At 34.8% G+C, this 13,341-nt stretch carries 11 protein-coding genes and 3 pseudogenes; 8 read left to right on the forward strand and 6 right to left on the reverse strand.

Translation table 11 applies throughout. From position 1 onward, the window contains the following. The first annotated feature begins 164 nt into the window (after positions 1–164). The 5 genes and pseudogenes from JCM7501_RS06755 to nifJ all read left to right on the forward strand — a co-directional run bounded on the left by JCM7501_RS06755 (position 165) and on the right by nifJ (position 7,238). Entirely contained in the window at positions 165–824 is a 660-nt protein-coding gene (locus JCM7501_RS06755) for an N-acetylmuramoyl-L-alanine amidase family protein (RefSeq protein WP_028992088.1), read from the forward strand. Next, complete coding sequence (locus JCM7501_RS06760) at positions 821–1,159, forward strand: phage holin (RefSeq protein WP_012995996.1); 339 nt, start codon at positions 821–823, stop codon at positions 1,157–1,159. Before JCM7501_RS06755 ends, JCM7501_RS06760 begins: the two co-directional genes overlap by 4 nt. A gap of 250 nt (positions 1,160–1,409) precedes the next feature. Further along, positions 1,410–3,311 carry a DUF4914 family protein gene (locus JCM7501_RS06765; protein WP_081723123.1) on the forward strand — a complete coding sequence of 634 codons (1,902 nt, stop codon included), beginning with the start codon at positions 1,410–1,412 and terminating at the stop codon, positions 3,309–3,311. Between the two features lie 518 nt (positions 3,312–3,829). After that, positions 3,830–4,464, forward strand: a pseudogene (locus tag JCM7501_RS16615) (hypothetical protein). Next, entirely contained in the window at positions 4,461–7,238 is a 2,778-nt protein-coding gene (nifJ, locus tag JCM7501_RS06770) for a pyruvate:ferredoxin (flavodoxin) oxidoreductase (protein WP_256201231.1), read from the forward strand. Before JCM7501_RS16615 ends, nifJ begins: the two are co-directional and overlap by 4 nt. 25 nt (positions 7,239–7,263) lie before the next feature. On the opposite strand, the gene JCM7501_RS16620 is transcribed toward nifJ, so the two are convergent. Together JCM7501_RS16620 and JCM7501_RS12650 are read right to left on the reverse strand one after the other, a co-directional pair. Continuing rightward, complete coding sequence (locus JCM7501_RS16620; RefSeq protein ID WP_457921090.1) at positions 7,264–7,323, reverse strand: CDIF630_02480 family spore surface protein; 60 nt, start codon at positions 7,321–7,323, stop codon at positions 7,264–7,266. After that, positions 7,302–7,424, reverse strand: coding sequence for a CDIF630_02480 family spore surface protein (locus JCM7501_RS12650; RefSeq protein ID WP_256201232.1), 123 nt, complete (start codon positions 7,422–7,424; stop codon positions 7,302–7,304). The genes JCM7501_RS16620 and JCM7501_RS12650 overlap by 22 nt, the downstream gene beginning before the upstream one ends. Before the next feature lie 155 nt (positions 7,425–7,579). On the opposite strand from JCM7501_RS12650, the gene JCM7501_RS06775 reads away from it, so the two are divergent. Beyond that, entirely contained in the window at positions 7,580–7,987 is a 408-nt protein-coding gene (locus JCM7501_RS06775) for a DUF1284 domain-containing protein (RefSeq protein ID WP_004400988.1), read from the forward strand. Positions 7,988–7,993: 6 nt separating this feature from the next. Here JCM7501_RS06775 and JCM7501_RS06780 read toward each other — a convergent pair. The 4 genes and pseudogenes from JCM7501_RS06780 to JCM7501_RS06795 form a co-directional block, all read right to left on the reverse strand. Further along, positions 7,994–8,853 (reverse strand): annotated as a pseudogene (locus tag JCM7501_RS06780) (ABC transporter permease). Continuing rightward, positions 8,850–9,751, reverse strand: a pseudogene (locus tag JCM7501_RS06785) (ABC transporter ATP-binding protein). Before JCM7501_RS06785 ends, JCM7501_RS06780 begins: the two co-directional pseudogenes overlap by 4 nt. Before the next feature lie 69 nt (positions 9,752–9,820). Then, positions 9,821–10,939, reverse strand: a complete 1,119-nt coding sequence (locus JCM7501_RS06790; RefSeq protein ID WP_256201234.1) for a DUF2275 domain-containing protein — start codon at positions 10,937–10,939, stop codon at positions 9,821–9,823. 2 nt (positions 10,940–10,941) lie between these two features. Further along, positions 10,942–11,442, reverse strand: a complete 501-nt coding sequence (locus JCM7501_RS06795; RefSeq protein ID WP_003870725.1) for an RNA polymerase sigma factor SigX — start codon at positions 11,440–11,442, stop codon at positions 10,942–10,944. 197 nt (positions 11,443–11,639) lie between these two features. On the opposite strand from JCM7501_RS06795, the gene JCM7501_RS06800 reads away from it, so the two are divergent. Together JCM7501_RS06800 and JCM7501_RS06805 are read left to right on the forward strand one after the other, a co-directional pair. After that, entirely contained in the window at positions 11,640–12,581 is a 942-nt protein-coding gene (locus JCM7501_RS06800) for a DMT family transporter (RefSeq protein WP_004400981.1), read from the forward strand. 219 nt (positions 12,582–12,800) lie between these two features. Beyond that, on the forward strand, positions 12,801–13,328 hold the full coding sequence (locus JCM7501_RS06805) for a class I SAM-dependent methyltransferase (protein WP_012995993.1): 528 nt from the start codon (positions 12,801–12,803) through the stop codon (positions 13,326–13,328). Positions 13,329–13,341: the final 13 nt, after the last annotated feature.

The following is a 13,341-nucleotide window of genomic DNA, read 5'->3' on the forward strand; positions in this document are numbered from 1 at the left end:
TTAAGAAAATTATTTCAAAAGGATTATCTCAAAAATAGTTTAATAAAAATAATCAGCGAAAGCAAAAAGTTTTATAAACTTATATAAACTTGATGATTTTCTTTACATATTATATGATTATGATAGAAAAATTTACAAAATTTATTTTAATGGTGGTGAGTGAAATGCTCATAGCTATTGATCCAGGTCACGGAGGGAAAGACCCGGGAGTAGTGGTTGGAAATTATAAAGAAAAAGATATAAATCTAGGTATTGCTTTAAAATTAAGGGAGATTTTATTGGACAAAAATATAAGCGTGGTCATGACAAGAAATAAAGATGAAACTGTAGATTTGCAACAAAGGTGTAATATTGCTAATAAGAACAAAGCAGATTATTTTATTTCTATTCATTGTAATAGCTTTACAGTTCCTTCCGCAAATGGTACGGAAACTTACGCGTATCCCAGAAGTTTAGCAGGACGAAATTTAGCCCAATATGTACAAAATGAAATAGTAGAAATGTTAAAAACAACAAATAGAGGAGTAAAATATGAAAGTTTTTATGTACTGAAGCGTACTGTAATGCCTGCGATACTAGTTGAAACAGCTTTTATGTCGAATCCACAAAATTTAGATTTGCTTTTACAAAAACCTGAAGTTTTTGCTGAAGCAATTGCAGTTGGTTTAATGAAATTATTGCAAGGTACAGATTACAAACAAGTAGATGATATTGAAAAATTGCAGATGAAAGGAATTATAAATAAACATTATGACCCTAAAAGTTTTGTCACATGGGGTGAATTTGCTTCTGTTATAATAAAAATATTGGAGGGAACAAAATGAGAGATTTGATTATGACAATTTTGACTGCTGGTGTTCAACTTGTTATAATGGTCGTGCTTGGATATTTGATCGATTATTTAAATACTAAAATTGGCATGGAAAAAATAAAAAGATATTACGAAATTGCAAAAACTTTTGTGCAAGCAGTAGAACAACAAGTAGGGCCTGGCAAAGGACCAGATAAGAAAGCAGAAGTTTTTAATTTATTAAAGAAAGTGATTGGCAATAAGTTGACAGATGAAGAAATAGATAAATTAATAGAAGCGGCAGTTTTTGAAATGAATTATATATTGAAATTAAAAGGTCTAGAAAGGCGGGCTGCGGAGAATCAGTAAAAGCGTTCCATTAGGAGTGCTTTTATTTTTATCACCTATTACTAATCAAAATTGCAAGAATGCGATTTAAAAATTTCATTAATGTAAAAGATTACAAAAAGTATGTGTGTAAAAAAAGCGATATTATAATAAAAAGTTCGGAATAGAGATACATACTAAAAATTATTTTGCAGATTTTATTATTCAAATTGCAACTCACTAAAATTTTTTGTATAATATTCTTATACTTATTATTGTGAGGTGGTATAAGTTGGACTTTTCTCCCATTATTGAGAAGGAAACGATGGAAGCTATAAATAAAATGAGACTACCAAAAGAAATAGAGGAGATATTAAAAAAATCTCATAAAATAACAATTCCAGAAAGTAGACAACATCTTCTTGAAATTTCTGTTGGAGGAAATAATGACTTTTTTGAAGTTTTTTATGATGTTCCAGGCAAAGGAAAAGTATTAGAAGCGACTGTGGCAAGGTGCAAAAATGGATTAGCAGTTAATTATCCTGAGCCTTATATGAGAAGAAGAGAGCCAGACTGTCTCGTCGTTGCCGATAATGGGGAGACAGATAAGCCAAGATTTATGGAAAGATATGGGTATGATTTTGGCGAGTTAAGACAGAAAACTTTGGAATGGTTAAAAGCTCAGAATCTAATTGTTATGCCTTTTATGTCCGGCGGTGAAGAATACGGTTATCCTTCGCTTTTATTGGCACCTGATAATGCTGGATTTTTTGCTACAGCTCTTGCAGATATCCAAGGATTTATACCTAAAAAGGAAATACCGGAAGGTTTTACTCCGAAAGCAATAGTATATTTAGCTCCTCCCTTTAGGCATACTCATTTTAATGGGAAGCAAGTGGTTGTGCACAACCGATTAGAAAATCTTCATGAACTTTTTTCGTATAACTTGTATCCTGGACCGAGTGCAAAAAAGGGAATATATGGAGTACTTTTAACAATGGGAGAAAAAGAAGGGTGGATTACTGCTCATGCTTCTGCAGTAAGAATAATTACTCCTTATGATAATATATTGACTATTATGCATGAGGGTGCTAGCGGTGGCGGAAAAAGTGAAATGTTGGAACAGATTCATAGAGAACCGGATGGTTCTATAAAGGTAGGACGCAATTTAGTAACAGGGGATGAAATATATGTAGAGTTGAAAGAGGCTTGTGAGTTGCAGCCTGTGACTGACGATATGGCCTTATGTCATCCCAAATTGCAGCAAGGCAAAAAGTTGGTTATAAAAGATGCAGAAAAAGGTTGGTTTATACGTGTAGATCATATGAATGAGTATGGAACGGACCCTCATTTTGAAAAGTTATGTATCTATCCTAAAGAACCTCTAATCTTTTTAAATATAGATGGTGTACCTAAATCCACTTGTCTTATATGGGAACATGTTATGGATGCGCCTGGCAAACCTTGTCCCAATCCTCGTGTAATTATGCCAAGAAGGTTTATGCCAAATGTAGTTGATGAAGCGGTAGAAGTGGATGTGAGGAGTTTTGGCGTGAGGACTCCCCCCTCTTCAAAAGAAAAACCTTCCTACGGTATAATAGGCATGCTACACTTGCTGCCTCCTGCTCTTGCTTGGCTGTGGAGATTAGTTGCACCGAGAGGTCACGCTAATCCAAGTATAGTAGGAACCAGTGGACTGGAAAGCGAAGGTGTAGGCTCTTATTGGCCTTTTGCAACGGGTAAAAGAGTAATTCACGCTAATCTTTTATTGCAGCAGATTATAAATACACCGGGTACTCGATACATTCTCGTTCCAAACCAATATATAGGGGTGTGGAAAGTAGGATTTATGCCCGAATGGATAGCTCGTGAATATCTTGCAAGAAGAGGAAGCGTGAGATTCAGGCCAGACCAAATTACACCAGCGAGAAGTAGTCTCTTAGGTTATGCTTTAAATACATTAAAAATAAACGGAAGCTTTATTCCTCGTGAATTACTGCAAGTGAACAAGCAGCCCGAAGTAGGGGATGAGGGATATGACAAAGGTGCAGAGATGCTAAATGAATTCTTTAAAAGAGAATTAAAGCAATTCTTAGTTCCTGAACTTGATCCTCTTGGTAAAAAGATTATTGAAACATGTTTAGAGGATGGAACTTTAGAGGATTATATAAGACTTTTAGGAGATTATAGATAAGTGAAAGAGCCTGTACTAAGTTGTATGGGCTCTTTTTTGTTGGTAACTTTGTATTATATTCTTTTAAAGGGAGGATAAGAATTAACAAAGAGGAGTATTGGCTTATTTTGATATTGAATCTTTTTATCTTTTCTGTTGTAGTCAGGTATAATCAAACTATAGAAATATTCTTGTTTAAGTTGCAGGACTAATACCTTAAAAGACGAAGTTTCCAAAACCTATATTTATACTGCCTACTACTAATTTCAAGAATTAAAAAATGACCCTAAAGAAGTAAATTTTTAAATTATATTCAACTATTACAAAAAAATTTTAAGAATTACATTTTCTTTAAAATGAATGATAATACTTTTTTGTCAAATAATATATTTGAGTATATGAATGCAAGTTCAGAATTGATGAGGAGGAAACATATGAAAAGGTCAATGAGGACAATGGACGGAAATACAGCTGCTGCCTATGCCTCTTATGCTTTTACTGAGGTTGCAGCAATTTACCCTATTACGCCTTCTTCTCCGATGGCAGAAAATGTTGATGAATGGGCTGCCCACGGCAAAAAGAACATATTTGGACAACCCGTGAAGGTTGTTGAAATGCAGTCAGAAGCAGGTGCTGCAGGTGCTGTCCATGGTTCTTTAACTGCAGGCGCTTTGACAACCACATATACCGCATCACAAGGACTTCTTTTAATGATACCAGACATGTATAAAATAGCAGGAGAGCTTTTGCCGGGAGTTTTTCATGTAAGTGCCCGTGCTATTTCTGCCCATGCACTTTCTATATTTGGTGACCATCAGGATGTGATGGCAGTAAGACAAACAGGTTTTGCACTTCTTTCTTCTTCAAATGTCCAAGAAGCTATGGATATGGGTTTTATAGCACATCTTTGCGCGATAAAATCGAGAGTACCTTTTTTGCATTTTTCGATGGTTTTAGAACCTCTCACGAAATGCAGAAGATAGAAGTGGTGGTATACGAGGATATTGCAAAGCTTTTGGACTTAAAAGCAGTAAAAGAGTTTAGAGATAGGGCACTTAATCCAGAACACCCTGTTGTAAGGGGTACTGCTCAAAATCCTGATATATACTTTCAAGGAAGAGAGGTAGCTAATAAATTTTATGAAAAAGTTCCCGAAATAGTGAAGATTACATGAAAAAATTTAAAGAATTGACTGGAAGGGAATATCATCCCTTTGATTATTATGGAGCAAAGGATGCAGAGTACATAATTGTTGCGATGGGGTCGGTGTGTGACACAGTAGAAGAGACGATTGATTATTTGATGAAAAAACGTGAAAAAGTAGGCTTAATTAAAGTACATCTTTACAGGCCTTTTTCAGAGAAGCATTTTTTTAATGTTCTTCCTAGTACAGTAAAGAAAATCGCTGTGTTGGACAGAACAAAGGAACCTGGTTCTATAGGTGAACCGCTATATCTTGATGTGGTAAAAGCCTTTTACGATAAAGATAAAAAGCCTGTAATAGTAGGAGGAAGGTATGGCCTTGGCTCAAAAGATACTACTCCTTCTCAAATTATTGCTGTATATGAAAATTTAAAGAAAGACTATCCAAAAGATCGTTTTACAATAGGAATTTTAGACGATGTGACTTATACTTCATTAGAAGAGAGTGAATTTGTGGAGACAACTCCTGAAGGTACAGTAAGTTGCAAGTTTTGGGGATTAGGTTCTGACGGCACAGTTGGTGCGAATAAATCGGCTATTAAAATAATTGGGGACAACACAGACTTGTATGTGCAGGCATATTTTCAGTATGACAGCAAAAAATCAGGAGGCACCACTATTTCCCATTTGAGGTTTGGTAAAAAGCCGATTAAATCTTCTTATTTGGTAAATCATGCTGATTACATCGCTTGTCACAATAAGTCTTTTATTTACAATTATGATGTTTTAAAAGGACTTAAACATGGTGGGACTTTTGTATTAAATTGTCCTTGGAGTAAAGAGGAGCTGGAGGAGAAGTTACCTGCTTCAATGAAAAGATATATAGCTAAAAACGATATCAATTTTTATACAATAGATGCCATATCAATTGCCCAAGAAGCAGGTTTGGGTGGCAGAATAAACATGATAATGCAGACAGTGTTTTTTAAACTTATAAATATAATACCTTTTGAAGAAGCAGTTGAGTATTTAAAAGATTCTATACAGAAGGCCTATGGCAAAAAGGGTCAGGATATAGTGGATATGAATTTAAAAGCGGTGGACAGAAGCGTAGAAGCTCTTGTAAAAGTAGAAGTGCCTGAGGAGTGGAAAAACGCAAAAGAAGGGCAAAAAATTGTAAATCCAGAGCCTGATTTTGTTAAAAATATACAAAGGCCTATGGAAAGAAATGAAGGAGACCTGCTTCCTGTAAGTGCTTTTGTAGGAATGGAAGATGGAACATTTCCTACTGGCACGACTGCCTATGAAAAGAGAGGAATTGCAGTATTGATACCCGAATGGCAAATAGACAACTGTATACAGTGTAACCAGTGCTCTTATGTTTGCCCCCATGCAGTAATACGGCCATTTTTATTAACAGTGGAAGAAATGAAAAAAGCGCCTCCAACTTTTAAACTGAAAAAAGCAATAGGAAGAGGATTAGAAGGGCTTTGGTATAGAATACAGGTAAGTCCTTTAGACTGTACAGGATGCGGCAATTGTGCAGATGTTTGTCCAGCACCTACAAAAGCTCTTATAATGAAACCCGCTGAAGAACAAATAGAAAAAGAAGCGAGAAATTGGGAGTATGCTGTAACTCTTGATGTCAAAGATAATTTAGTAGATAAGACGACTCTAAAAGGCAGTCAATTTGCAAAGCCTCTGTTTGAATTCAGTGGCGCATGCCCTGGCTGTGGTGAGACTCCTTACATAAAGCTTTTGACACAGCTTTTTGGAGATAGGATGATGATAGCAAATGCCACAGGCTGCTCATCTATTTATGGGGCAAGTGCACCCTCTATTCCTTATACTACTAATAAAGAGGGAAAAGGGCCTGCGTGGGCTAACTCACTTTTTGAGGACAATGCCGAATTTGGCTACGGCATGTTTTTAGCAAATAAGCAGATAAGGGAAAGGCTTAGAGATTTGATGAAAGAAGCTATAAATATCCCTATTGACGATGAATTAAAAGCTGCATTCCAAGAGTGGATTGATGGGATGGAGGATGGAGATAAATCTAAAATTGCTTCTAAAAAGATTTTGGATATTATAAATAGAGGCGGGTATACAGAGAATGAGATAATAAAAGAGATACTTGACAAAAAAGATTTTCTTGTAAAAAAATCTCAGTGGATAATAGGGGGAGATGGATGGGCGTATGACATTGGCTTTGGAGGGCTTGACCATGTTATAGCATCAGGAGAAGATGTAAATGTACTAGTGCTTGACACAGAGGTGTATTCCAATACGGGAGGGCAATCCTCAAAATCTACGCCATTAGGGGCAGTTGCAAAATTTGCGGCAGCAGGTAAGAGGACAAGCAAGAAAGATTTAGGTTTGATGGCTATGAGCTATGGATACGTGTATGTGGCACAAATTGCGATGGGAGCAAATATGAACCAGACGATAAAGGCTTTTGTGGAGGCAGAAAAATACAAAGGGCCTTCACTTATAATAGCATACGCTCCTTGTATAAACCATGGCATAAAGTCAGGCATGGGGACAAGTATAATGGAGGAGAAAAAAGCAGTGGAGTCTGGTTACTGGCACCTTTATAGATTTAATCCAGAGCTTAAAAAAGAAGGCAAAAATCCATTTGTACTTGATTCTAAAGAGCCGACAAAATCTTTCAGAGAATTTATTGAGGGGGAGATACGATATTCCTCACTTAAAAACGTATTTCCTCACATTGCGGAAAAACTTTATCAGAAGGCAGAAGATACTGCAAAAGAGAGATACGAAAGATATAGAAAGCTGGCAGAATAACGATTCCGGCGTATGCCCGGAATTGTTATTTTTTGTTTTCTTCTACCCATTCTTTTGCATTTATTACTTCATTTTCACTTGGGATAGCACATTTGATTCTTCTTTTACATTTTGTATATTTGCCCAGGAAGCAGTCTTATGATTTTCTATTGGCACTTTGTGAGGTTTTTTTGGTTTTTTAGTCATACAATCACTCCTTTAAATGTATTATTTTCGATAATTGAAGAATTATGACTATTATTGTGATAAACTGAGGGATGTAAATTTCTTTTCTTTCTTAGGTTACAGTTCAAATTAGCAGTATAATTATTGTTGTAATCCTGGGATGAGGAGAGATTGAAATGGAGATAAGAGGACATCATTTTTTATGTATATTAGGTTTTAGAGGGCTTGGTTATGATGAAAAATTTGTTAAAAATATGGATGAAATTATTAGAAAATTGAATAATGAACATGATATGTTGATAAAAGCTGTGGATAGTGTGGATAACATTTGCAGCATGTGTCCAAACAATGTAAATGGAGAATGTACAGAGGAAGAGTATCCAGGAAGTGTAAAAGGAAAAGATAGGGCAGTTTTAGAAGTTTTAGATATAAGGCCAGGGGAGATATTGAGCTATAGGGAAGTCACAAATAGAATTAAAGAGAAAATGACTGAAGAAAAAATGGAAAAGATATGCAGTAACTGTCAATGGTTTAGTCTTGGGTATTGTTTGGAAGGGTTTAAAAAGTTAAAAGGCGGTGTGTGACCGCCTTTATAAGTCTCTTTGTGAAAAGCGCTTTGCACCGTAATAGAGGAGAAATACCACGTAGAAAAAGATGTATATGAACATGTAAATACTGGGTTGAGACATGCCCCCAAAGAGTCCTTGTGTCATAAAACTTATCCCACTACTTTGTGTCAAAAGCTCTGCAGTCATTTTTCTATATATGACATCTGTAGGAAGGATGAGACTTGTAAGTATCCCTGCATTTATAAGACTTTCTCCGCTTTTTAAGCCAAAGGCACCGACTTGACTTTGTTGCATTGCTGCGCCTATTTGTTCAAGCACACCTCCGACGAGGGCAATTCCATAAGCCATAATAGAGATTATTCCTGTGTTTACAGTCGAAAAAATTGAGCTGGAAGCTATTATAAGGGCTAAAAATACAATCGGTCCTAAGTCGAAGAAAAAAAGTCCTCTTAAAATATTGCTTGCTTCAAAGGTTATTTTAGACCCCATAAAGATGTTTAAACCTACTACAGACAAAAACATGATGGAGCTGTATATTACAATCATAGCGCCTAAGCCTATAAATTTTCCCAACACCAGTTCATATCTTTTTATAGGTTTCGATAAAACGGCGTATATGGTGCCATTTTCTATTTCTCCTGATATAGCATTTACTGATGTCAAAACTACAAGAAAAGCCACTATGAAATTTGCGAAAAATAGACCGGCAGACAAAATTTCTGATTGAAAGATGATGTCATATATAGAATCGTTGGGACGCTCAAATATTTTACTTAAGCCAAAAGCATATATGGAAAGGTAGAGGAGGGACAAAATAGAGACTAATAGAAAAGCCCGTTTTTTAGCATCTCTTTAAAGGTATATTTTATTATAGTTATCACGACACCTCATCCTTTCCAATTAAGTTTATGAATAAGTCTTCCAATGAAGAAGTTTGAGTATTTAATTGATATAACTTGGCACCGGCTTCTATTACCATTTTAGCTATAACTGGTATTTTTTCTCTGTCTTCTACTTTAAAAGAGAGCTTACCTTCTTTAAATTGAAATTCTTTTGATAAGCGAGAAATTTTTTCAATCAACTCTGAAGTATAGTCTGATACAATCATTTCTACATGGGTGTGTTCTTTTAATAGCTCTTCCAGTTTTCCTTCGGCTATTATTCGGCCATGGTTTATTATGGCTACTTCATCGCATACCATTTCCACTTCACTTAAAAGGTGGCTGTTTAGAAAAACAGTTTTGCCTTGCGATTTTAATTCTTTTATGATTTCTCTTACGTCAATTCGCCCTACAGGGTCAAGAGCTGAGGTAGGTTCGTCTAAAAATACTATTTCGGGGTCATTTAAAAGGGCTATTGCAATGCCAATTCTCTGTTGCATTCCTTTGCTGTAATTTTTGATAAGTTTACTTTCATGACCTTTCAATTTTACCAATTCTAAAAGTTCATCAATTTTTTTGCCTGGATTTTTTATTTTATAAAGCTCAGCATGGAAGCTCAAAAGCTCTTTTCCTGTCATCCAGTCGTGGTATCTAAAATTTTCAGGTAAAATCCTACTTTTTCTCTGAATTCTACAGTACCTATGGGTTTCCCTAAAATCCAAGCAAAACCAGAGGTGGGGTGTAAAAGCCCCACCATTGTTTTTACAAAAGTGCTTTTTCCAGCACCATTTGGACCTAAGAATCCAAAAACTTGCCCCTTTTCTACAGAGAGAGTGACTTCTTTAAATCCGCCTTTTCCATTAAACTGTTTTGTGAGATTTTGTGTTTCTAAAACCATTTGATCACCTCATTGAGTTTGCGATTTGGATTAATGTATTTATATTTTGCTGTGTTATTAATTCATCATTTATTGTTTGTTTGTCTGTAGATGGTTCATAGGTCCATAGATTGATAGACTATACATTACTCCGTTTTCATTCCATGCTATAGATGCCATATTTGGAGAATATTTATTTGTTAGAATAATAGCTGTATTTCCTCTTATATTTATTTCTTTAACATTTGTAGATTCATCCATTGGTATAGGTAATGTCTCCTTCCAGTCAGTTACACTTGCAATTTGTTTTTTTAAATTGTCGGGCAAAAATGGGAGGTTAGCCAAGGCATCAATTACCTTATCTATATTTGCCCCTTCTGGTACTACAATCTCAGGAGTTTTATTTATGGTAAGATAAATACTTTTTTTGATATTTTCTGTATCATTATTATCCTTTTTTTCTTTTATATCAATATTTATAGATGTGCCAACATTTATTGTAATAGGCTTATTGTTGAGCTCTTTAGGGAAAAGATGTGTGCCGCCAAATGTTTTAATTAATTCATTTATTTTGTCAACATTAAGTTTAAACTCTAATCCATCACCCTTTGATACATATATATGGTTAATTTCAAAATTTTCGTCAGTTGGCAGCTTAAATTTATAATCTACATCGGACTTTAGTTTGTCAATTTCATTTATTGAAACTTCATATCCTTCATAACTTCCAGACCTTAATATTTCACCATATTCTTTTAAGTCAATGTTCTTTATGTTTCTATTATAGAACTCATTTTGAATTTGTGTAATGTCATCAGGTGTAATAGTTATAATCTGCATTTTGTTAAGTCTCAATAAATTTAGAATTTTAGCCTCTGCATTTTTAAGGGGCGGGAAAAGCATTGAGGAAACTACAAATGCCACTACGACTAAGGCGGCAATAGCCTTTTTGTACTTTGTAAACATGGCAAACATTCCTCCTTTATTATTATTTTTACTCAATTTTTCATTTAGAGTAGCCCAAGCTTCATTTAAATCTATATTGCTTGCTTTTAAAGCTTTTGAAGTGAATTCATTTATGGATTTTAGTTGTTCAAGTTTTTCTCTACATACATCGCAAGTTTTTAAATGTTCTTCTACATTTTTTGCAGTGATTTCATCCAGTTCACTGTCTAGATATGCTTGGAGTGTTCCTTCATCGTAGCACATACTTACACCTCCTTTTCATATAATTCTTTAAACTTTTTTTGTGCTCTTGCTATGGTTGTGCCGACGGAGGTTTTCTTAATTCCCAATGATATTGCTATTTCTTCGTAACTATATCCTGAATGTTTAAGTATTAGACACATCATATCTCTTTTACTCATTTTTAGGAGAACTTCTTTCACTTTAGCTCTTTCAAACCTTTTAATTGCTATTTCTTCAGGGTCTTCAAAAAATTCCTCTTGCGTGTTTTTAAAAACTTCCAGTTCTCTTGTTTTTGTGTTTTTTTCACTGCGGATATAATTTAAGGCATGATTTATTGCCACTTTGGATAACCAACCTCCTATATTTTCATTGTGACGGGGAGGATTTTTAAAATACTTTATAAAAACTTCTTGAGTAATGTCTTCCGCTTTGAATTCGTCTTTTATCATCCAAGAAATTTGATTTAAAACTTTTGGATAATATTTTTCAAAGATATCTTTGAAACTTTCCTCTATTTTGAACACCTCCCCTATGTCTTTTCACTAATAATAACACATCTAAAGCCAATTTTGTGACAAAAACTTTTCAGACGAAGGGGACGGTTCCTCTTGTCTGAATTTTTCAGATGAAAAGAACCGTCCCCTTCGTCTGGATTTTATTTTTTGTGGAAAGTGCTATATAATTATATCGGTGTTTTTAAAAAGGTGCGGGGGTGTTAAATTTGGAGAGGATAAAGAGTTATTATCCTTATTTAGCAGGAATAGGAATGGCATCAATTTTTGGATTTTCTTTTATGTTTACCTCTATGGGGCTTGATGTAGCTTCTCCTATGGAGCTTATAGCCTATCGTTTTTTACTTGCAGCATTTATGATTACTCTTTTGTGGGTATTTGGAATTATTAAACTTAATTATAGAGGGAAAAATCTGTGGCCATTGTTTTTATTGTCTCTATCAGAGCCTGTTGTGTATTTTATATTTGAAACATATGGTGTAAAATATACATCCTCTTCTCTTTCTGGTTTGATGATAGCTTTAATTCCTGTTGCTGTTACCGCTTTGGCGGCGGTATTTTTAAAGGAAAGGCCTTCTTTGTATCAGCTTTTCTTTATTCTTTTGTCTGTTACAGGAGTTGCTTTTATAATTTTTATGACAGGTGTTGAAAGCCGTAATACGTCAATTATAGGTTTTGTATATCTTTTAGGAGCAGTCTTATCTGCAGCTTTTTACAGTATTTTAGCAAGAAAGTCTTCTTTAGAATTTTCACCTATTGAGATAACCTTTGTCATGATGTGGTTTGCCGCAATTTCTTTCAATTTTTTAAATTTAATTGATAGATTAGCAAAAGGCTATCCTATTTCTGACTATTTCAGGGATTTAACTGATTACAGAGTACTTATTCCTGTGCTATATCTAGGTGTTTTATCTTCTGTTGTAGCGTATTTTTTAAACAATTACGCTCTTTCAAAATTGCCTGCATCTCAAGCTTCAGTTTTTGCAAATTTGACCACAGTAATTTCGGTAATAGCGGGGATCACCATAAGACGTGAAGCTTTTTATTGGTATCATATAATAGGAGCTATTATGATATTGATAGGAGTATGGGGGACAAATTATTTTGGAAAAGTGTCTCAACCGATTATTTCTTCAGAAGAAACACACTGAAATTCTGTATTTACATTACATAGAGAATGTGATATACTTTTAACGTAACCTATACCATACGGGGGCATATATTAGTCCAAAAAGGATGCGGTATAAAAATACCGCATTTATTATAGAGGAGTGATTTTATTAGTACTTTAATTAGTATAGCATGTTTTTGCGTTTTATTAAAGTACAAAAAGAGAGATAATAAATATAAAAAGTTTTTGAGGTGAAACTATGGAGAGAGATATAAAAGAAGCTATGGAAATGTTGGGCAGAGGAAATGGAAAAGCTCTTGATATTGGTACAGGACGGGGACGAATGGCAGCGGCTTTGGCTGAATACGGATATCAAGTTGTGTCTTTGGATGAAAGTAAAGAGGCTTTAAAAAGAGCAGAAGGCCTTTTGAAGGAAAGTGCAACTTTGGAAAATATCTTGCTACTTCATGGAGATGCTCACAATCTTCCATTTTTAGATGAAACTTTTGATGTTGTGGCTACATACAATGCTATGCATCACATGAGGGATTATAAAAAGGTACTGGATGAGATGGTGAGGGTCTGTAAAAAAGGCGGTAGTATTCTTATATCCGAATTAAACGAATATGGGAAGAAAGTTGTCGCTGAAAGGCATAAAGAAAGAGGAAGCCATCATGAAGCAAATATAAGCATTGAAGATATTGCAAAGTATTTAGAAGTCGAATATGCTTTAATAGGAGAAATAAAACAGGGAGAGAGGACAGATATTTTTATATCCAAAAAGTGACAAATATTAAGGA

Origin of the sequence: Thermoanaerobacter thermocopriae JCM 7501 (assembly GCF_001310975.1) — a bacterium.
Lineage (GTDB): Bacteria > Bacillota > Thermoanaerobacteria > Thermoanaerobacterales > Thermoanaerobacteraceae > Thermoanaerobacter > Thermoanaerobacter thermocopriae.